26 protein-coding genes are annotated in these 19,753 nt (G+C 66.6%); 23 read left to right on the top strand and 3 right to left on the bottom strand.

Features of this window, described 5'->3' with window-relative positions:
• Positions 1 to 137 precede the first annotated feature (137 nt).
• A complete protein-coding gene (locus DFR51_RS18835; RefSeq protein ID WP_126494489.1) occupies positions 138 to 737 on the bottom strand; it encodes a nuclear transport factor 2 family protein in 600 nt (199 codons plus the stop codon).
• A gap of 203 nt (positions 738 to 940) precedes the next feature.
• Here DFR51_RS18835 and DFR51_RS18830 point away from each other — a divergent pair, with 203 nt between their 5' ends.
• The 23 genes from DFR51_RS18830 (at position 941) to DFR51_RS11555 (ending at position 18,656) form a co-directional block, all read left to right on the top strand.
• On the top strand, positions 941 to 1,129 hold the full coding sequence (locus DFR51_RS18830; protein WP_126494487.1) for a hypothetical protein: 189 nt from the start codon (positions 941 to 943) through the stop codon (positions 1,127 to 1,129).
• A 614-nt stretch (positions 1,130 to 1,743) separates the two neighbouring features.
• On the top strand, positions 1,744 to 2,073 hold the full coding sequence (locus tag DFR51_RS11660; RefSeq protein ID WP_121051274.1) for a DHCW motif cupin fold protein: 330 nt from the start codon (positions 1,744 to 1,746) through the stop codon (positions 2,071 to 2,073).
• Between the two features lie 115 nt (positions 2,074 to 2,188).
• Positions 2,189 to 3,319, top strand: coding sequence for a phage portal protein (locus tag DFR51_RS11655; RefSeq protein WP_420853150.1), 1,131 nt, complete (start codon positions 2,189 to 2,191; stop codon positions 3,317 to 3,319).
• Positions 3,316 to 3,627: a DUF6127 family protein gene (locus DFR51_RS11650; protein WP_243445516.1), complete on the top strand. Its 312-nt coding sequence runs from the start codon at positions 3,316 to 3,318 to the stop codon at positions 3,625 to 3,627. The genes DFR51_RS11655 and DFR51_RS11650 overlap by 4 nt, the downstream gene beginning before the upstream one ends.
• A gap of 17 nt (positions 3,628 to 3,644) precedes the next feature.
• A complete protein-coding gene (locus DFR51_RS11645; RefSeq protein WP_121051270.1) occupies positions 3,645 to 4,076 on the top strand; it encodes an HK97 family phage prohead protease in 432 nt (143 codons plus the stop codon).
• Positions 4,066 to 5,157 (top strand): phage major capsid protein, encoded by a 1,092-nt coding sequence (locus tag DFR51_RS11640; protein WP_121051268.1) that lies wholly within the window; start codon positions 4,066 to 4,068, stop codon positions 5,155 to 5,157. The genes DFR51_RS11645 and DFR51_RS11640 overlap by 11 nt, the downstream gene beginning before the upstream one ends.
• 74 nt (positions 5,158 to 5,231) lie before the next feature.
• Entirely contained in the window at positions 5,232 to 5,603 is a 372-nt protein-coding gene (locus DFR51_RS11635; protein WP_121051266.1) for a hypothetical protein, read from the top strand.
• A gap of 13 nt (positions 5,604 to 5,616) precedes the next feature.
• Positions 5,617 to 7,968, top strand: coding sequence for a hypothetical protein (locus tag DFR51_RS11630; RefSeq protein WP_121051264.1), 2,352 nt, complete (start codon positions 5,617 to 5,619; stop codon positions 7,966 to 7,968).
• Between the two features lie 23 nt (positions 7,969 to 7,991).
• On the top strand, positions 7,992 to 8,273 hold the full coding sequence (locus DFR51_RS11625) for a phage fiber-tail adaptor protein (protein ID WP_121051262.1): 282 nt from the start codon (positions 7,992 to 7,994) through the stop codon (positions 8,271 to 8,273).
• Positions 8,270 to 8,761 carry a head-tail connector protein gene (locus tag DFR51_RS11620; protein WP_121051260.1) on the top strand — a complete coding sequence of 164 codons (492 nt, stop codon included), beginning with the start codon at positions 8,270 to 8,272 and terminating at the stop codon, positions 8,759 to 8,761. The genes DFR51_RS11625 and DFR51_RS11620 overlap by 4 nt, the downstream gene beginning before the upstream one ends.
• Entirely contained in the window at positions 8,758 to 9,078 is a 321-nt protein-coding gene (locus tag DFR51_RS11615; RefSeq protein WP_121051258.1) for a head-tail adaptor protein, read from the top strand. Before DFR51_RS11620 ends, DFR51_RS11615 begins: the two co-directional genes overlap by 4 nt.
• The gene (locus tag DFR51_RS11610; protein ID WP_121051256.1) at positions 9,075 to 9,296 is read left to right on the top strand and encodes a hypothetical protein; all 222 of its coding nucleotides are present in this window, start codon (positions 9,075 to 9,077) and stop codon (positions 9,294 to 9,296) included. Before DFR51_RS11615 ends, DFR51_RS11610 begins: the two co-directional genes overlap by 4 nt.
• Positions 9,293 to 9,685: a DUF3168 domain-containing protein gene (locus DFR51_RS11605; protein WP_121051254.1), complete on the top strand. Its 393-nt coding sequence runs from the start codon at positions 9,293 to 9,295 to the stop codon at positions 9,683 to 9,685. The genes DFR51_RS11610 and DFR51_RS11605 overlap by 4 nt, the downstream gene beginning before the upstream one ends.
• Positions 9,686 to 9,698: 13 nt before the next feature.
• On the top strand, positions 9,699 to 10,106 hold the full coding sequence (locus DFR51_RS11600) for a phage tail tube protein (RefSeq protein WP_121051609.1): 408 nt from the start codon (positions 9,699 to 9,701) through the stop codon (positions 10,104 to 10,106).
• Positions 10,103 to 10,405, top strand: a complete 303-nt coding sequence (locus tag DFR51_RS11595; RefSeq protein ID WP_121051252.1) for a GTA-gp10 family protein — start codon at positions 10,103 to 10,105, stop codon at positions 10,403 to 10,405. Before DFR51_RS11600 ends, DFR51_RS11595 begins: the two co-directional genes overlap by 4 nt.
• Positions 10,402 to 10,581, top strand: a complete 180-nt coding sequence (locus DFR51_RS11590; RefSeq protein ID WP_121051250.1) for a phage tail assembly chaperone — start codon at positions 10,402 to 10,404, stop codon at positions 10,579 to 10,581. The genes DFR51_RS11595 and DFR51_RS11590 overlap by 4 nt, the downstream gene beginning before the upstream one ends.
• Positions 10,574 to 11,137 carry a phage tail tape measure C-terminal domain-containing protein gene (locus DFR51_RS11585; RefSeq protein WP_121051248.1) on the top strand — a complete coding sequence of 188 codons (564 nt, stop codon included), beginning with the start codon at positions 10,574 to 10,576 and terminating at the stop codon, positions 11,135 to 11,137. Before DFR51_RS11590 ends, DFR51_RS11585 begins: the two co-directional genes overlap by 8 nt.
• Positions 11,137 to 13,437 carry a DUF2460 domain-containing protein gene (locus DFR51_RS11580; RefSeq protein WP_121051246.1) on the top strand — a complete coding sequence of 767 codons (2,301 nt, stop codon included), beginning with the start codon at positions 11,137 to 11,139 and terminating at the stop codon, positions 13,435 to 13,437. The genes DFR51_RS11585 and DFR51_RS11580 overlap by 1 nt, the downstream gene beginning before the upstream one ends.
• Positions 13,437 to 14,270 (top strand): DUF2163 domain-containing protein, encoded by an 834-nt coding sequence (locus DFR51_RS11575; protein WP_121051244.1) that lies wholly within the window; start codon positions 13,437 to 13,439, stop codon positions 14,268 to 14,270. The genes DFR51_RS11580 and DFR51_RS11575 overlap by 1 nt, the downstream gene beginning before the upstream one ends.
• On the top strand, positions 14,267 to 14,680 hold the full coding sequence (locus tag DFR51_RS11570) for a peptidoglycan endopeptidase (RefSeq protein WP_121051242.1): 414 nt from the start codon (positions 14,267 to 14,269) through the stop codon (positions 14,678 to 14,680). Before DFR51_RS11575 ends, DFR51_RS11570 begins: the two co-directional genes overlap by 4 nt.
• 4 nt (positions 14,681 to 14,684) lie before the next feature.
• The gene (locus DFR51_RS11565; protein ID WP_160119062.1) at positions 14,685 to 16,883 is read left to right on the top strand and encodes a phage tail protein; all 2,199 of its coding nucleotides are present in this window, start codon (positions 14,685 to 14,687) and stop codon (positions 16,881 to 16,883) included.
• Between the two features lie 9 nt (positions 16,884 to 16,892).
• Entirely contained in the window at positions 16,893 to 17,384 is a 492-nt protein-coding gene (locus DFR51_RS11560; protein ID WP_121051238.1) for a DUF2793 domain-containing protein, read from the top strand.
• Positions 17,385 to 17,531: 147 nt separating this feature from the next.
• Positions 17,532 to 18,656, top strand: a complete 1,125-nt coding sequence (locus DFR51_RS11555; RefSeq protein WP_121051236.1) for an OmpA family protein — start codon at positions 17,532 to 17,534, stop codon at positions 18,654 to 18,656.
• Between the two features lie 131 nt (positions 18,657 to 18,787).
• Here DFR51_RS11555 and DFR51_RS11550 read toward each other — a convergent pair whose 3' ends face one another.
• Together DFR51_RS11550 and DFR51_RS11545 are read right to left on the bottom strand one after the other, a co-directional pair.
• On the bottom strand, positions 18,788 to 19,390 hold the full coding sequence (locus DFR51_RS11550) for a hypothetical protein (protein WP_126494486.1): 603 nt from the start codon (positions 19,388 to 19,390) through the stop codon (positions 18,788 to 18,790).
• 4 nt (positions 19,391 to 19,394) lie between these two features.
• Positions 19,395 to 19,694 (bottom strand): SCP2 sterol-binding domain-containing protein, encoded by a 300-nt coding sequence (locus tag DFR51_RS11545; RefSeq protein WP_121051232.1) that lies wholly within the window; start codon positions 19,692 to 19,694, stop codon positions 19,395 to 19,397.
• Between the last annotated feature and the right edge of the window lie 59 nt (positions 19,695 to 19,753).

The following is a 19,753-nucleotide window of genomic DNA, read 5'->3' as shown; positions in this document are numbered from 1 at the left end:
ATCATCGCCCGCCCCCTCGTCATACCGGCGAAGGCCGGTATCCATGCGACCGTAGTTATGGACCCCGGCCTTTGCCGGGGTGACGGGTAGAGTGTGTTCTGAATCGGAGGCGAACCGAGCCCCGGATGGACGCCAGCTCAGCGATTGTCGAGTAACGGAAGCGTTATGTGCCTGATCGATTTTATCCTCGTTCTGTCGAGAGGCGTTTCCGGCTTTGCTGTCGGCGCGTGCGAGGGTTTTGGTGATGACAAGGATTGCAGGGTAATGACCGGGGGGTCGACGGGCAGCACCGTCACATCATAAATCGCAATTCGCTTCTGCCAATTAAAGTCGTTGCCGCAGCTTGTCTGGCGTTCGGGCGGGATGTCTTCAAACTCAACGAACTCGAACTGCACAAGCTGAAAGTCGGAAACATCTATGGTGCGGGATTTTATGCCATCGCGCTTGGGCGTCGGCTCGCCTTGAAGGCCGGCGATGTACGCGTTTCCGTCCACCGGCGATTCATTCAAATCGGGGAAGAACCGGAAATCGTCGGACAGGAGGGGCGCGAGGCGTTCAAACTGTCGCTCGTTCAACGCATAGAGGAATGTTTTCACGATCTCTTCAAGCGCTTCAGCGCCTTCGAGGATGACGCACGCGGATGCAGGCTTTGCATAGAGGGCCACAATTCCCGTGATGGCGAGAAGCTCACGCCGCCCTACGCCGGTTAATGGTCCATGCTGGTGATCACTCGACATGTACAATTCCGATCATGTTGAGAGGCGAAACAGTAGTTTGGCTTCTCGCGGCTGTGAAGCTGTGCAGGACCGTTATGGGCCCGGCCTTTGCCGGGGTGACGGTCGAGGGTATGTTCTGGCCGACTCTCGACCTGTGTTTGGACGGCAGAGTGCTCAGTGATCGTCGAGCAGCGGAGGCGGACGATTGGAGGGTTTTGCCAGCTATGACCATCCTTCTGCGCAAAATTGGCTGCTATCCGCCGGACTCGCATATCCATGATGGAGGTGCTTGTACCGCCCATGAGGAGATGGGGGATGAAAAAGACTGTTATCGCGGCATTGCTGTTTCCAACGATGGCTTTTGCGGGTTCGCCGACCTTGAAGGCTTTCTCAGCCGTCGGAACTCACGTTGAGAACGCTGACGGCGTTTCGGGGCTACGACGCGGGCCTTGCACGCCAGATGACTGCGAAATTCTAACGCGTAATAACTCGCGGTGGACGATCTTTGGGAACACAGTGACAAGGCAACGGTACCTCCGATCGGAGGCGGGTAAACGCCTACCATTTGGGCTTGCCGGCGTTGCGGACAAGGACAAATCGTTAAGCACTGTGAGCGTTCGGGCTGGCGTTACGCTCACGCGGTCTGCACCACGTGTCTACGACGGGCCCGTTAAACTTCAGGATGGCACCGATGCCATCCTTTACGTTAAACTGAGTCCGAAGGGTGCGGTCGAGGAGATCGGGGTCACCCTTGGTGAGGCGGAGTAATGACGCTCTGACCGAACCTTTGCCGCAAAAGGTAAACGTCGATCAAAGCTGTGCCGGGAAGGCGGCAGCGAACGATCTTGCTGTTCAGGCGGCCGCTCTCGCTGCACTTAACTCAGCGCCTTCAAATGGTGCCGAATTCGGGTCCACCGAGGTGGTGGTGGAGGCGGGGTGTTCGGCAGAATGCTTCGGGCGCGGGTATCGCCTTGGCGAACGGGGGCGTTATGGTCGGCGGCATCATGATTCCGGAGAAGTCGTTACCATGCACATCGAACCACTCGCCTTCGAAACGATGGACTGGGCCTCTGCCCCCGAGACTGTGTATCCCGGCGAGACCGGCCACGCCGTCTGGCGGACACGGCAGTTCGGGGCGATCCGGGTGCGGATGGTGGACTATTCGCCGGGGTATCTCGCCGATCACTGGTGCGAGAAGGGGCATATATTGCTCTGCCTGGAGGGCGAGCTGGTGACCGAGCTTGCCGATGGGCGGCGGGTCACGCTGACGCCGGGGATGTCGTATCACGTGGGTGATGGCGCGATGGCGCACCGGTCGGTGAGCGCGGTGGGTGCGCGATTGTTTGTCGTGGATTGAGGGTTCTGCGCCGCTCCTGAAGGGGGCGTAGATCGGTTTTTTGATTGTCCCCTCTCCCCATCCCTCTCCCCAACGGGGCGAGGGGGATTTTCTTCTTTTTTGGAGATCGCTGATGTTGAACTGGTTCGGCCGCAAGAGCGGGCGTCCGGCCTTGCCGCGTCATGTGCTGGGCTATGGCGGGGGCTGGGACGCGGGCGATGTGCCTGCGTCTTATGCGGCGCGGGTGCGCGAGGCTTTGACGCGCAATCCTGTCGCGAGCCGGGCAATCCGGCTGGTTGCGGAGAGTGCGGGATCGGCGCCGCTCAAAGTTTCGGGCGGGGCGCTCGCGGGGCTGATCGCGCAGCCCAATCCGCGCGAGACGCGGGCGGGGTTTCTGGAAACGCTGGCGGTGCATCTTCTGCTGCACGGCAACGCCTATGTGGACGCGGCGATCGGCGCGGGCGGGCGGCCTGCGGAACTGCACGCGCTGCGGCCGGACCGGGTGACGGTGGAAGGCGACGCGCGCGGGTGGCCGGCGGCGTATCTCTACCGCGCCGGAGAGACGGCAGTGCGGCTTCCGGCGCATGGCTGCGGATCGGGTGATGGTGCCGGCGTGCTGCACATCCGGATGCTGAACCCGACCGACGATCATTATGGGCTCGGCTGCCTGGCGGCGGCGGCGGGGGCGGTGGCGACGCACAATGCGGCGGCGGCGTGGAACCGCGCGCTGCTCGGCAATGCGGCGCGGCCCTCCGGCGCGCTGGTGTTCGAGGGCGAGGGCGCGCTGTCTCCGGCGCAGTTCGCGCGGCTGCGCGCCGAGATGGAGGCGAGCTTCGCGGGGGCTGGGAACGCGGGGCGACCGATGCTGCTGGAAGGCGGGCTGAAATGGCAGGCGCTCTCGATGACGCCCGCCGACATGGATTTCGCCGGAATGCACGCCGCCGCCGCGCGCGACATCGCGCTCGCCTTCGGGGTGCCGCCGATGCTGCTGGGGCTGCCGGGCGACAATACGTATGCGAACTATTCGGAAGCCAATCGAGCGCTGTGGCGGCTGACGGTGCTGCCGCTCGCCCAGCGGATCGTGGAGGCGCTTTCGGGGTGGCTTTCGCACTGGTGGGCGGACGCGAGCGTCGCGATCGACAAGGACGAGATTCCGGCGCTGTCGCACGACCGCGAGATTTTGTGGGCGCAGGTGAGCGCGGCGGATTTCCTTTCAGGTGAAGAGAAGCGGCGGCTGCTCGGGATCGATGCGGAGGACTTCGCGTGAATGAAGCCGCGATGCTGACGGGCCTTATCGCGCAGGCGGCGGGGAAGGGCGCGGACCTGGTGACGCTGCGCGCGCTCGTGGAAGAGGCGAGCGAGGTGGGCGCGGCGCGGGCACTGGCGCGCGTGGGGCTGACCGACGCGAAGGCGGCGCATGACGTGGGTGAACTGCGCGCGCTGCTCGGCGCGTGGCGCGAGGCGAAGAAAAGCGCGCGGGCGGCGCTTGTCGGCTGGCTGGTGCGCTTGACGCTCGCGGGGCTGGTGATGGGGCTGGCGGTGACCGTGGGCCTCAAGGGCGTGTTCGCCGAATAACAGCGAGGACATTGCGGATGATGGGAACGGAAGGCGCGCTGCGCCTCGCCGGCTATGCGGCTGTGTTCGATGTGCCGGACCGGGGGCGGGACGTGGTGCGGAAGGGCGCTTTTGTGGGCGCGGGGGCGGTGCCGCTGCTGTGGCAGCACGATGCGGCGCGGCCGGTGGGGCTTGTCGAGCGGGTCGAGGAGGACGGGCGCGGGCTTCGGATTTCGGCGCGGCTTGCGGACGGGAGCGCGGGGGCACGGGAGGCGGCGAGTTTGCTGCGCGCCGGGGCGCTTTCCGGGTTGTCGTTCGGATACCGCGTGAAGCGCGCGCGGGCCGACCGGGCGCGGGGGCTTCGCGAACTGCTGGCGGTGGAGCTGATCGAGGTCTCGCTGGTGACCTTTCCCATGCAGCCGCTCGCGCGGGTTTTTTCAATCACAGAAGGAGGATCCCATGGACTATGAAGTGAAGGCGGACGGTGAGGTTGAGGCGGCGCAGGTGGATGTGCTGCGCGGCGAAGTGGCGGCGCTGACGGCCGAGCTGGTGAAGGCTGGGCGGCCGGCGCTTGGGCACGAGGCTGTGCCGGAGCGGAAGGCGTTTGCGGACGGGTATCTGCGCAAGGGGATTGCCGCGCCGGAGGTGAAGGCGATGTCGCTTGCAGACAGCGACGGCGGCTATGCGGTGCCTGTGGAAATCGATCAGAAGATCGACGCGACCTTGAAGGACATCTCGCCCATTCGCGCGATCGCGAACGTGGTGAAGGTGGGGAGCAGCAATTACCGCAAGCTGGTGGCGAGCGGCGGCTTCGCTTCGGGCTGGGTTTCGGACATCGCGGCAAGGCCCGAGACGGAAACGCCCGACTTCAACGAAATCGCGCCGCCCATGGGAGAGCTTTATGCGAACCCGGCGGCGAGCCAGGCGATGCTCGACGATGTGGCGTTCGACGTGGAAAGCTGGCTTTCGGACGAGATCGCCCGCGAGTTCGCCGCCGTGGAAGGCGCGGCGTTCGTGAACGGGAACGGGACGAACCAGCCCAAGGGGTTCCTGAGCTATGCGACCGCCGCGACCGGGGATGCGGTTCGGGCGTTCGGGACGCTGCAGCATCTGGCGACGGGCGTTTCCGGGAACTTCACGGCGAGTGAACCGGAGAACGCGCTGATCGACCTCGTGCATCTGCTGCGGCCCGTTTACCGGCAGGGCGCGGTGTTCGTGATGAATTCGAAGACGCTGGCGCGGGTGCGCAAGATGAAGGACGGCGACGAGAATTTCCTGTGGCGTCCGGGTCTCGCTGAGGGGCAGCCGGCGACGCTGCTCGGCTATCCGGTGGTGGAGGCCGAGGCGATGCCGGATATCGGCGCGGGCAGCCTTTCGATCGCGTTCGGCAATTTCGCGGCCGGTTATGTGATCGCCGAACGCACGGCGACGCGCATCCTGCGCGATCCCTATTCGCACAAGCCGTTCGTGCATTTCTACGCGACGAAACGGATCGGCGGCGCGGTCGCCAATTCGGAAGCGATCAAGCTTTTGAAATTCGCCGCGGCCTAGCCGCAGCGAACGCGCCGCGGCGGTCCCCCTGCCGCTGCGGCGCACCCCTTTTTCACGAAACAAGGAGACAGGACATGGCGAAAGCCGTGCACAACGACGTGCTCGATGCGGCGCTCGGCGCCGTGAAGACGGGCGCCACACGCATGGTGGCACTCGCCGCCGAACCCGCGAGCTACGGCGCCGCAAACAGCGGCGCACTTGCCGATGCGGCGATGACGAGCGCGGACTTCACGATTGGCGAGGGCGTCACCTCCGGGCGGCGCCTCAGCGTTGCGGCGAAAAGCGATGTCGCCATCACCGCATCGGGCACCGCGACGCATGTGGCGCTGCTCGATGCCGCCGGATCGCGGCTGCTTTATGTGACGACCTGCCCCGCGCAGCCGCTGGTTGCCGCAAGCACCGTGAGCTTCGGCGGGTGGGATATCGAAATCGGCGATCCGGCCTGAGAGGCACAAGGCCATGACCGCTCCCCAATTCGTGAACGCCGCCGTTGTCCATGTCGACACGACGGCGAACGCGAGCCCGATCGCCACGGACGCCTATGCCGTTTCGGGCAGCGGTCACACGCTGATCGCGGTGATCGACCACGAGCGTGCGAACGCATCGTCGCCGCTTGCCATCACCGGCATTGCGCGCGGTGCGCAGAGCTTTACGCGCGCAAACAAGGGCGACCTCGGTTCGTCGGCCACGGTGGACGTTGCCGACATGTGGGTTCTGGAGAACGCCGCGACGGGCAGCGCGCCGCTTTCGGTGAGCCACAACGGCGTGACGGGCAGCGACATCCAGATCGCGGTAATCGAATATGACGCCGGCAGCCCGGGCGCAGTTTCCACGCCCGCCTATGCGCCGGGATCGAGCGCCGCGTGCGCAACGTTCGACATCGACGTGCCCGCCGATGCACGGCTGGTTTATCTTCAGGTCGTGACCGCGGCGGGCTGCACGTGGGGCAGCCCCTCCCACGGGGCCGCGCGATTGACCGCCGCAGTCGGATCGGGCGCGTCGGGCGGGGCGATGGGCGTTGCGGACCATGCTCCGGGCGAGGCGCAAACGCTGACGGGTATCTGCTATCCGTTCACGCCGGCAAGCGGCAGCTGGTCGAACGGATCGAACCACGTCGTGGGCCTGATCCTTCAGGGCGCGGCAGCCGGTTCGCTTGCCCCTGCCGGCGCCAGGTCGGGCCACACGGCGGGGTCGCCGCTTCCCGGCGTAGCCGATATCACGCCGACGCTGTCGCGTCCGCCGGGCGGCGGCGACATCGATGTTGGGGCAACGGTCATCACCGGTGGCAGCACGACCACGCCGACCATCGCGCTGTTCGGCGATCCTGAAATGAACGCGAACATCCCCGGATCGAAGTGGGAAGGGTTTTACGCGACCGTCGACCTGAAAGAGGCGGGGCGTTCGCCGACGTTCACGCTCGACTTCGCGAACTGGCGGCAATCGACACCGCCCGCGAGCAACCGGCTTTACTGGCGATATGGCTCCACGATCGGCGACATGTCTGCCTGGGTGCCGTTCGACAGCCGATCGGTTTCGGGATCGCTGCTGACCTTTGCGAAGACGGGTGCCTTCGCCGAAGCGGTGATCCAGATCGCCAACATTCCGCCGGTGCCCTACGCTGAGCTGGAGGCCTGGCTGACGACGTGGGACGCGAACGCGCACATGTGCCGTCCGGCGGCGTGCGCGGCGCTCGGCGTTTCGGCCTCGGCGCCGAACAAATATGCGTATTACGATTTTCCGGACCTCGTGAGCCCGGACGGAATCGCTGTCGGTGACACATATGCCTTCGCATTCGGCATAACAGACGCCAGCGCCTCGGGACCGAAGACGCGGCTGTTTCACACCTGGACGCACGCGGGCGAATGGGGCGGGCTGCGCGCCATGCTGCGCTTCGCCGAACGGCTGATGAGCGTGGACGACGCTGACCACGACAGTCTGCGCAGCGCATTCGAGCACGTGTTCCTCATCACCAATACGGCGGGCATGGTCGGCGGCATGGCGCGCGGCGTCGCGGAGGCCGGAGATGTCGGCGACGATCCCAACCGGGCCTGGGGATCGAACGCGATCAACCGCAGCGACGTTGCCGATCCGATCCTCAGCATCGAGGCGAGCGTTGCGCTGCTTGTGGCCGAATGGGGCGTGAATGCCGCGAGCCTGCTGAATTGCGCCGGCCAGATCGCATGGCACAGCCATACGTTCAGCGGCGCGCAGTTCGGGACGTACAAGGACGGTGCGAGCGGCGCGGAAAGCGCGTTCATCGCCAATGTCGAGACGCTCTACGGCACATCGCTGCACAATTATTCTTCGAGTTCGACGGGCAGCAGCACGGCGTTTGCGCGAGCCGGAACCGTGGGCGGCTTCGGCATCACATTCGAATGGTCTTACGCCTTCGCGGATTTCCTGAGCGAGATCGGCGCTAGCGTCGACACGATCGGCCCTGCGCTTGCGGATACATATCAAGACGGCTGGTTCGGCGCCGCGCTGAGTCCGGCGGCGGCGGTGCAGAGCATGCAGTCCGGCCCGGCGGCATTGACGCCGTGGCTCGCGCCTGCGGGTGCCGCGCACGTGCAGCAGAGCAGCGCAGCGGCGCTGTCGCTCGCAGGACAAATCGCGGCGGCGTCCTGCCGTCACAGCCAGCATGTGGCTGCGTCCACTCTGACGGCGGCGGGACTGGTGCGGGGCGCGGGCGCATCGATGCCGCACCGCGCGGCGCGGCCTGTTCTCAGCACGGGTCTCATCCCGCCCGCCCTGTCCGGCGCGGTGCTGCGCGTGCGGCCGGACAGCCGCGTGCTCGGCGTCGGCGCGGCCTGACCAGATCAACCACGGAGTTTGCGATGGGATTCTATCTGAAGGATCCCGGCGCGCGGATCGACTACACGGTCGACTGGGCGGCGGGCTATCTGGCGGGCGACACGATCGCCGCCAGCGTATGGATCGTGGCGCCCGAGGAGCCGGGCGGCATTGCCGTGGATGGGGCTGCGAGCGAAGCCGGGCGCGCTTCGGCGACGCTTCAGGGCGGCATCCCCGGCCACGTCTATCGCGTGACCAATCGGGTGACGCTGACGAGCGGGCGTATCGAGGAACGCGCGCTTTCCATCCGGGTGGACGAACGATGAGCGCGCCGCTTGCCGTCTCGCTCGGCGAGGTGAAGGCGTATCTGCGCATCGATGGAGTTGAGGAGGATGCGCTGCTCGCCGGGCTGGTGCGGAGCGCTGCAGCGCTGTGCGAGGCCTTCACGGGGCAAGTGCTGATCGCGGAGGAACGCAGCGAGACGGTTGCGGCTGACGGTGAGTGGCACCGGCTGGCGGCGACACCCGTGCGCAGCTTCGAAGGCGCGTTCGTTGGTGAGGATGCCGCTGCGTTCGACAGTCTGACAGACGCTTCCGGCGATGGCTGGGTGCGTGTTTCCGGGCGTACGCCAGCGCGCATCGTGGTGGAAGCGGGGCTGGCCGGGGACTGGAACGGCGTGCCCGAGCCGCTGCGGCAGGGCATCGTGCGGCTGACCGCGCACCTTTATGGGCACCGCGACGCTGCGGGCGACGCGGGGCCGCCTGCGGCGGTTGCGGCGCTTTGGCGGCCCTGGCGGCGGATGCGCCTCGCATGAGCGGCGAGCTGGCGGGTGCGCTGAAAGAGCGCGTTGCGATCGGGGTCCACACCGCGGGCGATGCTGCGGGCGCGGCCGGCGATCCCGTGTTCGGCGCGCCGATGTGGGCGAGCGTGGAGAGCGAGACGCCTGTGATCGGTGCGCGGGCCGAACGGCTCTCGGCGCCTGCGCGCTACACGATCGTGATGCGCGGGGAGGCTTCGGCAAAGGTCGGGGACCGCTTGCAGTGGCGTGGACAGGCGCTGACCGTGATCGCCGCGACGCGCGATCCGCTGCGGCCTGATCGCATCCTCCTCAGAGCAGAAGCAAGGGTATGAAATTCCAGGATTTGCTGCGCAGCAAAGCTGCACAAATTTCCGGCCGTGCCGAGCATCGGATCGTGCGGCGGCTCGCGGGACTGGCGGATGATCTGCCCGGCGTGTCCATCCGCGCGGAGGGCAGCGAAATCCGGCTCGCCGGGCACGGTTTGCGGCGGCGGGCGATCAGCGACGCGCGGCTCCGCTGGCCGGGCGCTTGGTTGAGGAGCCTTTTATGAGTGATGCGGGACTTGCGCTGCAGCAGGCGCTGTACGCGGCTTTGGGTGGGTTGGCGGGTTCGTTGGCGACGGGTGTCTACGACGGGCCGCCGCCAGGCGCGGTGCTGCCCTACCTGACAATCGGGCCGGATCTCGTGACCGACATTTCGACCAAGACCGAGCGGCGGCGGCAGCATCTTTATGCCGTGACCGCGTGGGCCGCGGGGGACGCGGTTTCGGCGTTGAAGCCCGTTCTCGGCGCAGTGGAAACGGCGGTGCTGGGGATCGCTGCGCTCGAGGGTCACCGGCTCGTCACCAACGACATGCTGCGCAGCCGCACGGCATCCGACCCCGCGCGCGGGATGGTGAGCGGCACCATCGAATTTCGCGCGCGCACCGAAACGCTTTGAAGGAGACACGATGATGGCAGCCGAAAAGGGCAGCGCGTTCCTGCTGAAACTTTCGAACGGGGGAGCGCCCGCGACGTACCAGACGATCGCGGGGCTGCGCACGACGCAGATGTCGATCGCGAGCGAGGCGGTCGCGGTGACGAACAAGGGATCGGGGGGATGGCGCGAGCTGCTTTCGGGGGGCGGGGTTCGGCATGTTTCCGTGTCCGGCGCGGGGGTGTTCACCGGGTCGGCCGCCGAGGCGCAGCTGAAGACGCTGGCGCTCGGCGGCACGGTGGCGGGGTATGAGCTGAGCTTCGAGAGCGGCGAGAAAATGCAGGGGCCGTTTTTGGTGACGCGGCTCGACTACGCGGGCGATTTCGGCGGGGAGCGGACGTACACGCTCGCGCTGGAAAGCGCCGGGCCGGTGGTGACGGCGTGACTGCGAACCCCCTGCGCGGTGAAGCTGAGCTTCTGATCGCGGACGAGCGGTTGCGGTTGCGGCCGAGCTTTGCGGCGCTGGTGGCGGCGGAGGCGGAGTTGGGGCCGCTGTTCGGGCTCGTCGAGCGCGCGGCGGCGGGGCAGCTTTCGCTGGCCGAGATGGCGGGGCTGTTCTGGCACTGCCTCGATCCGCAGGGCGCGGAGCGGGAGGCATTCTCCGAGGCGCTTGTGGCGGGGGGACTCGCGGCGGCGACGCCTGCGCTGAAAACGCTGCTGACGCAAATCCTTGCCGGGCGATGAGCTTTTCCGACTGTGCGCGGCGGGCGGCGGGGCTCGCGGCGCGGCTGGGGTGGCGGCCCGATGATTTCTGGGCGGCGACGCCCGCCGATCTGCTGAACGCGCTGGGGCCGGCGCCTGAGGGCGAGGCGCTGGGCGCTGCGGAACTGCGGCAATTGATGGAACGCGACGATGGATGATGAAATCGAAACGCTCGTGCTGAAGGTGCGCGCGGATACGCAGGGCTTTGCGCGCGATGTCGATACGATGTCGCGGCAACTGGATGGACCGCTGCAGGCGGGCATGGACCGGGCGGGGAGCGCGATGGAAAGCGCGCTTAATCGCTTCATCAGGACGGGCAAGTTCGGGTTCGAGGACCTGAAGCGCAGCGTGCTTTCGGTGATGAACGAGATCGCAGCCTCGACGCTGAAGATGAACTTCGGCGCGGGGGGCGGGGGTTCGAGCGGTATTTTCGGGACGCTGGCGAGCGCCGCGATGACCGCCTTCGGCTTGCCGGGGCGCGCGACGGGAGGCCCGGTCTCGCCGGGGCAGGCCTACCTCGTTGGCGAGCGGGGTCCGGAGGTGTTCGTGCCGACCGCCAGCGGACGCATCGAGACGGGCGCCGCGCGCGGCGGGGCCACGATCAACGTGAGGGTGAATGCGCCCGCCGACGCTTCGCCCGCCTTCATGGCAAAGAGCGGCCGACAAGTGGCGCGCGCGGTGCGGCAGGCGCTGCTGCGCGCCGAGGGGCGCTGATGCACTGGCTGGCGAAGCCGGGCGACGGCATACGGCGGGATTGGATGAAGCGCTTCGACGCGCGCTACTGGACGGTCGATTTCGCGCGGCCCGCGATGGGAAGCGTGGTGACGACGGCGTCCGACGCGCTGCGGATCGACGCGGCGTTCTATAACGCGAACGATCTCGTCGGGCTGATCTGGGAAAGCGCCGACCGCTGGGACCATCCGCTGATCGCCTATGAGACGCGGCGGGACTATCGGGGGACGCAGCTTTCCTTCCGGTGGCGATCGGAAGGCGACTGCCGGAAGCTCCATGAACTCGACGGGCCGACGCTTACGATCGAGGGGCGCGATGCCGCGGGCGTACCGAAGAGCTGGTACGTGCGGCTGTGGAACTATGCCGAGGGCGAGCCGGACGATGCGGTGATCACGCTCGACTTCGATGCGATGGACGGCGGCTTCCTGCTCCCGGGCGAGGCGGACCCGGTGTGGGCAGGCGATATCGACCGGATGTTCATCTCGGTGGTGCCGGGCGGATATACGCGGGAGGACGTGCCGCTCGCCGTGCCTGGCGTGGCAACGGTCCGGATCGAGGGCATGCGCTGCGACGGGCCATCCTCGGTGCTGGAGATCGGCGACGCCTGCCTGCCCCCGCACCGCCTGCGCATGGCGGGAGGGTACGACGACAGTTATAATCTGACGCCGGAGCGCGTGGTGGGGAACGCGCTGAAGCTCGGCTACCGGGCGTGGTTCAACCACTATGTGGGGATGAGCCATTATTTCCGGCTCGGCTGGGACGGCGTGCGGTTCGTTGTTGCGGAGGGGGATCCGCTGAACGCGCCCTGCCGGGTTTGGCACCAGGATTTCTGCGCGCGCGCCGGGGCGCTCGGGTATCAGGTCGTCCTGTCGCTGAGCTACGAACTGTTTGACGCGCACGCGCCCGAGGAGTGGAAGCAGCGCGCAGGCAACGGGTCGCCTGCGCTCACGGGCTGGGACCCACCCTCGACTCTGCTTTCGCCCGCGAACGACGATGCGATGGTTTGGCTACGGAGTGTGGGCGAGGCGTTCGCAGGGTTCGGGGCGCCCTGGTTCCAGATCGGGGAGCCGTGGTGGTGGACGGGATTCGGGGTGGATCGCACGCCCTGTTTCCACGACGCGGCGGCGACGGCGGCTTACACGGCGGAGACGGGCCTTGCTGCGCCGCCCGCGATGGCGGACGTTTCCGAAACACCGACCACGGCGCAGACGGCGTATCATGCATGGCTGGGCGGGAAGCTGGGGGCTTCGACGCTGGCGCTGCGCGATGCAGTGAAGGGCGCGGCGCCGGGCATAAAGGTGGCGCTGCTGTTCTATGCGCCGCAGGTGCTGAGGCCCGAGGCTGCGTGGCTCGCGGCGGTGAACATGCCCGCGGCGTGGGCGTATCCGGCGTTCGATGTGCTGCAGCTGGAGGACTACGACTTCGTCACCGACGGCAACGCGGGCGGGATGCGGCGGGCGCGGGCGGCGGTTTCGGATGCGCTCGGCTATGCGTCTGCCGAGCAGCATTATTTCGCGGGCTTCGTGCTGAACGGTGCGGAAGGGCACCTTTGGCAGCCGATCGCGGAGGCTGCGGAAGATGCGCTGAGCCGGGTCGCCGAAACCTTCGTGTGGGCCTTTCCGCAGGTTATGCGCGACGGATTCACGTTTTTCGAGATCGAGGAGGATGCGCCCTTGGGCTTTCATGACGTGGCGTTTCCGCTGGCGCTTGCGGAAGGCGCCAGCGGCGGTCCGCTGTTTTCGACGCAGGTCGTGACCAGCGTTTCGGGATACGAGCAGAGGAACAGCGACTGGGCACAGGCGCGGCTGCGCTACGACGCCGGGCCGGGCGTGCGCTCGGAGGAGGATCTTGCGACGCTGATCGCCTTCTTCCGCGCGCGGCGCGGGCGGGCGTTCGCGTTCCGGTTTCGCGATCCCTTCGATTTCAGCTCGAACGGTATGACGGGCGCCCCCTCGCCGCTCGATCAGATGTTGGGCGCGGGTGACGGCGTGCGGACGGTGTTTCCGTTGGTGAAGCGCTATGGCGAAGGCGAAACGCGGCACATAACGCGGCCCGATGCCGGCAGCGTGCGTGTGGCGGTTGCGGGCACGGAGTTGACGGACGGCTGGTCGCTCGAAGGGGGATCGGTGACATTCGATACCGCGCCTGCCGCGGCGGTGACGGCGGGCTTCCTGTTCGACGTGCCCGTGCGCTTCGCCGAGGACAGTATCGAAGCCTCTCTGCAGGGCTGGCGCGCGGGCGAGATGCCCTCTGCTCCCATCATCGAAGTGCGCGAGGCCTGATGCGCGCTATCCCGGAAACGCTTGCCGCCGCGCTTGAAGAGGAAACGACGAGCCTTGCCTTCTGCTGGCGAATCGAGCGCGCGGACGGCGCGGCGCTTGGTTTCACGTCGCACGACCGCCCACTCGTCGTGGACGGCATGGCCTGCTCGCCCGTGCCCGGCATGGTGCCTTCGGCGGTCGCCCACGCCGATTCAATCGAGGGCGGCGGCATGGAGGTGTCGGGCGCGCTCGGCAGCGGTCGCATCCGCGCCGACGATATCGCGACGGGCCGCTACGACCGTGCCTGTGCGACGCTATCGCTTGTCGACTGGAGCGCGCCAACGGCTTCAATACTGCTGGCGAGTGGCGAGATCGGCGACATCGTGCGCCGCGATGACCGCTTCGAAGCGGAACTGAAAAGTGCGCACGCGGACCTCGATCGTACGCCGATCGCGCTCTGCACGCCGGAATGCCGCGCGCGGCTGGGCGATGCGCGCTGCCGCGTGGCGCTGGCGCCGCTGACGCATATCGCGTGCGTGACGGCGGTGACGGGCGCGGCGCGCATCGAGACCGATTGCGCGCTGCCGAGCAGTGCGCTTGCCTATGGACGGCTTCGGCCGCTCGCCGGCGCGCTCGCGGGGCTGGATTTCGAAATCGTCGCTTCGGATGGCGTATCCGTTGATCTGCGCGAGGCGGTTGCCGCGCGGCTGGCGCCGGGCGAACTCGTGGAGCTGCGCGAGGGCTGTGACCGCCGCTTTTCGACCTGCCGGGACCGCTTTCAGAACAAGGACAATTTTCGCGGAGAGCCTCATGTGCCCGGCACCGATTCCGTAATCCGCTATCCAAGCCTGTGACGGACAGGCATTCGCGCCACGCCGACATCGTGCGCGCGGCGCGGGCCTGTGTGGGCACGCCCTGCCGCGTGCAGGGGCGCGTGCCGGGCCTTGCCCTCGACTGCGTCGGTGTCGCCATCGCGGCGGCGAAGGGCGCGGGGCTCTCGTTTTGTACGCCGCAGGACTATTGCCTTGCCGCCGACAATCGCGATCGGTTGGCGGCCGGGCTGGCGGCGGCCGGATGTATGCTGCGAACGGGCGAACCGCTCGCGGGCGATCTGGCGTTGATCGCGGTGTCGGCTGCGCAGCGCCATCTCGCCGTTTGCTGCGGCGATACGTTTGTTCATGCCCATTTCGGCCTTGGGCGTGTCGTCGACGCTCCCCTCCCACCGGAATGGGCGCGCACCGCCTGGCGTTTTCCGGAGATTTGAGACCATGGCGACACTTGTTCTGACCACCGTCGGCGCAATCGTCGGCGGACCCATCGGCGCTGCCATCGGCGCGGTCGCGGGGAACGCCATCGATCAGATGCTGTTCGCGCCGAAGGGGCGCACGGGCCCCCGCCTCGACGATCTCACCGTACAAAGCTCGGCCTATGGGGTGCCGCATCCACGGCTTTACGGCACAACCCGTGCGGCGGGGAACGTGATCTGGAGTCGGGGCCTCAAGGAAACGGCGCACCGTTCAGGCGGCGGCAAGCGCTCGGGCGGCCGCACAACGACATACAGCTATTCCGCATCCTTCGCGGTGGCGATTTCGGCGCGGCCGATCGTGGGGGTCGGACGCATATGGGCCGACGGCAAGCTGCTGCGCGGTGCAGCCGGCGAGATGACGGCGGAAGGGACCGTGCGCATCTATACGGGCAGCGAGACCCAGGCGCCTGATCCGCTGATCGCCGCTGCAGAAGGGGGGGCGAATGCGCCCGCTTATCGCGGCCTTGCTTATGCCGTGTTTGAAGACCTGCAGCTCGGCGATTTCGCGAACCGCATTCCGAACCTGTCATTCGAGGTCATATCCGATGCCGCGCCGCCAACGGTCGGCGCGATCCTCGGCGATCTTGCGGAGGCCGCCGGTGTGCGAATCTCCACCGGCGGCCTTTCGGAGTCTCTGCCGGGCTTCGCCGCTGCAACCAACGCGCCGCTTTCGACGTGGATCGCATCGCTTGGCGAACTCGGCGACGTGCGGGCGCTCGGCGGCAAGCGGATACGGCTTCATGACGACAGCGCCGAGACCGGTATCGTTCTCGACGACGACGGGCTGGTCGAGGGTGAGAGCCGCCATTCGATTGCACGCCGCAGCGGGGATGCGCCGGCATTGGTGACCTTTGGCTACCTCGACATTGCGCGCGATTATCAGGCGGGGACGCAGCGCGCATTTCGGCCGGGCGCGCGCGGACGCGAAGATCATAGCGCGCTGCCGGTCGCGCTTTCAGCCGGTGCTGCGAAACGTGCGGCACAAAGTGTGCTGCAACGTTTGTGGACACGGCGTGAGACCGCGGCTTTCCGGCTCGGCTACCGGGCGCTTGCGCTGCAGCCTGGTGACCGGCTTTCCGGCCGCGACGGTCGGCGCTGGGAAATTCGCCGGACGGTTTTGGAAACGATGACGGTCGCCATCGAGGCGGAGCCGGTGGATGCAGGCGTAGGCTTGGACCCGGCGGCCGACGGCGGCCGCGCGGAAACGACCATCGATGCGCCGCAGGGAGAGACGCAATTCCACGCCTTCGAACTGCCGCCCATCGCGGGCGAGATGCCGAGCGTGCCGCGCCTTTGGATCGCCGCGGCAGGATCGGGGAGCGGTTGGCGTCGCGGCGAAATCTGGCTGAGCGGGGATGCCGGTGCAAGCTGGTCGAGCGTCGGCATGGCGAGTGGCGGCGTGCCGATGGGCATGGCGCTGGCGGCACTTCCCGCCACGGACCCGACGCGCTGGGACGAAACTTCTGCGCTGGACGTGGAACTGATATCCGACACGATGTGGCTTGAAAGTCGTCCGGCGCTCTCTGTGCTGGCAGGTGCGAACTTGGCGCTTGTCGGGGATGAACTGATCCAGTTTCGCAGTGCGGTTCCCACCGCGCCGCGCCGCTTTCGGCTTTCGGGCCTGCTGCGTGGCCGGAAAGCGAGCGAGGCGGCGATGGCCGGGCATGCGGCAGGCGAACGCTTCGTGTTGCTCGAAACGGCCGCGCTGTTTCCAATAGATCTTTCCGTCGACGCGATCAGCACGGATGTCGCCGTGCGCGTCGTGCCGCCAAACACGAGTGCTTCGGACAGTCCGCATGTCGTGCACCGGGTAACGGGACGTGCATTGCAGCCGCTGTCACCCGTGCATGGAGCGGCGCATGTGCTGGCGGACGGCGCGATCATATTCTCGTGGACCAGGCGGAGTCGGACAGGATTCGGCTGGGTCGATGGCGTAGATGCGCCGCTTGGCGAGGAATACGAGCGCTATGCCGTCCGCTGCCGTGTCGGCGCGACCTCTGTAGACGATGAAGTGGGCGAAGGGATGTGGACCCTGACCGCGAGCGCGCAGACGGCGGCGTTCGGTGGACTTCCAGGCGCTGTTCATTTCGAGGTCCGACAGCTGAGCGCGACCGTGGGCGGGGGCGCGCCTTTTGCCGCCGATTTCATCCTCAACCGATAGGAACAACCGATGACCGCCACTGCACGCCTTGGTTTGCCGCTCATCGCCACCGGGCAGGCCCAAAAGGAACTCACGCACAACGCCGCGATTCACGGCCTCGACCGCCTTGTGCATTTGTGCGTAGCAAGCCGCGCGCTTTCCGAACCACCCGAATTGCCGGCACCCGGCGCGCTGTGGATCGTGGGTGAAGGCGCTTCTGGCGCATGGGCCGGGCACACCGGCGCTCTCGCGCACTGGGAGGGCGCGTGGACGCTCGCGGCGGCGGCGGAGGGGATGCTTTGCTGGATCGCTGACGAAGGGATCGTCGCGGTGTTCGACGGTGATGCCTGGAACGCTGCACTGCCGGTTGCAGGGCTCAGAATCGGCGGCGCCGTGATGCTGACCGAATCCCCGATCGCGATCGATATGCCCGAAGGCGGAAGCGTGATCGACATCGAGGCACGGGCCACGTTGGCAACCCTGCTGACTTATCTTCGCGAACAGGGTCTGTTGACGTCATGACCCCACGGGAAACGCTGAATTCCGCCGCAAGGTGCGGTATTTATGCAACATTTCGGGGTTATATTCGATTGCGCGGGAAACTTCCGTGATATAGATCGTTCAGGCGACTTCCATGGAAGTTCGTGGAGACTGAGAAAGGGGATTTCAATGCGTAGACTCGCCGTAGTCATGGCGCTGGCCGGCACCGCTCTTGCGGGCCCGGCGCTCGCGCGCGACAAGGCCTGGTATGCAGGTATCGAGGGCGGTGCGCTGCTCATCGAGAATATCGATTTCGACGTGACCAGCCCGCAGGGTGTCGAAACGAGCAATGGTGTCAGCGTCAAGCACAAGATGGGCTATGACGTCGATGGCATCGTTGGATACGACTTCGGTGGTTTCCGCACCGAATTCGAGCTTGGTTACAAGAAGGCTTCGCTCGATAAAGTGACCCTGGCCGGTTATGCGGTTCCGGGTAGCGGCGCGACCGCCTCGGGAACGTTCCCGGATGCCGGTGGCACCACGAGCGCGCTCAGCTTCATGCTGAACGGCCTGTTTGACTTCGGCGACGACTCTGGCTGGAATGGCTACGTCGGCGGCGGTGTCGGTATCGCGCGCGTCAAGGCGGACATCTATCAGGTCACCGACTTGGGCACGGATTTCGCTGATGACAGCGATACGGGCTTTGCCTGGCAGGTGATCGCCGGCGTCCGCAAGGCGATCAGCGACAATGTCGATCTGGGCCTGAAGTACCGCTTCTTCAACGCGCCGTCGGTGGATCTCGTCGGCGTGGAGGGATCGGGCTATGACGGTCGCTTCCGCAGCCACTCGCTGCTCGCGAGCGTGATCTTCAACTTCGGTGCGGAAGCGCCGCCGCCTCCGCCGCCTCCGGTTGCGGAACCGGCTCCCCCGCCGCCCCCGCCGCCCCCGCCGCCCCCGCCGCCGCCTCCGACGCCGGGACCGTTCATCGTGTTCTTCGACTTCGACAAGTCGGACATCACGGCGGATGCAGCGGACATCCTCAACCGCGCCGCGCAGTCGTACAAGGAAACGGGCCAGGCCAGCGTTACGCTTGCGGGTCACGCCGACGCCGCGGGTCCGGCCGACTACAACGTCGGTCTGTCGCAGCGCCGTGCTGACTCGGTTCGCAAGTACCTCGTTGGTCAGGGTGTGCCGGAAACGGCGATCGCGTCCGAAGCCTTCGGCGAAACCCGCCTGCTTGTTGAAACTGCCGACGGTGTGCGTGAACCGCAGAACCGCCGCGTGGAAATCAACTTCGGCGGAGCTTCGATGTAAGCTCGACGGAACACGGGGCGCCTTCAACGGCGCCCCGCAACCGGAAAGGGCCGCCTCTGAGAGGCGGCCCTTTTTTTATGCGTCGGCTATGTGAGATTGAGATGCGTGGCGAAACCGGTCGCGCAATCCCGTCAGACGTTACAGCGCTTGATGGGTTTTCCGCGCTTGTCGATACACGGATCCGGAATACGCGGCAGGACGACATAGCCGAGCTGAACCTGCCGATAGGGATCGGGCGGTGCGATAAGCGCGGCGCGCAGGCGCTGAACAGCGGTTACGGCCTTACCGCTTAAACTGCCGGGTCCCCAAGACAGCGCTTCCCGACCAATATCGCCCGCAGCCGAACAGAAACTACGCTGCGCATCGAGCGCCGAGAAGCTGTTGTAAATGCGCGTCGTAAAGCTGTCGAAGGCACGGGGGCCGGCTTTCCCGTCGAGACGACGGAAATGCTTCTCCAGTGTTTGATAGGCGCGGGACAGTTCGGGCTGATGCTGTTTCAGCATCTCGTTGTAGTTTCGCACCGTGGCCAGATAGGGCGAAAATTGGCACTGCAACGCGGAAACGTTCAGGCCCGCGCGCAGCAGCCAGATCGCATGGGCCGTGCTCTCTTCTGATGTCATCGCACGAACGGGCGGGCCGCCGAGATCGGCTGCGGCGTAGGCCGACGGCGCTGCCGCAAGACAGATGCCGAGTGCCAGAGTTGCTGAACGGATACGCTTTACCATGGCAGACACGGGATCAGCCAAGCACCTTGCCCAGCTGCAGGGCGACCGACATGTCGCCTTCCACCTTGAGCTTGCCCATCATGAACGCCATTTGCGGATTCGTCTTACCCTCCGCGATGTCGAGAAAGTCAGACATCGACACCTTCACGGTGCAATCGACCGGAAGGTCCTGATTGTCCACGACCGCAGGCGAGGACTTGTCGTCGATGCGTACCACGCCCTCGTCGCCAAAATCGAACTTCACGCTTTTCCCGAGACCTGCATCCGCGCCGACGCGGCCGCGCATTGTTTCGGTGATTTCGGCAAGGCTCATGCAAATCCTCCCACAAGAATTGGCCGCGAAGGCCGTCAAGTCACTGCTGCGCGGGAGCC

This window comes from Sphingosinicella microcystinivorans, assembly GCF_003634215.1.
Classification (GTDB): Bacteria; Pseudomonadota; Alphaproteobacteria; order Sphingomonadales; family Sphingomonadaceae; genus Sphingosinicella; species Sphingosinicella microcystinivorans.
This window is presented reverse-complemented; position numbering and strand designations above follow the sequence as displayed.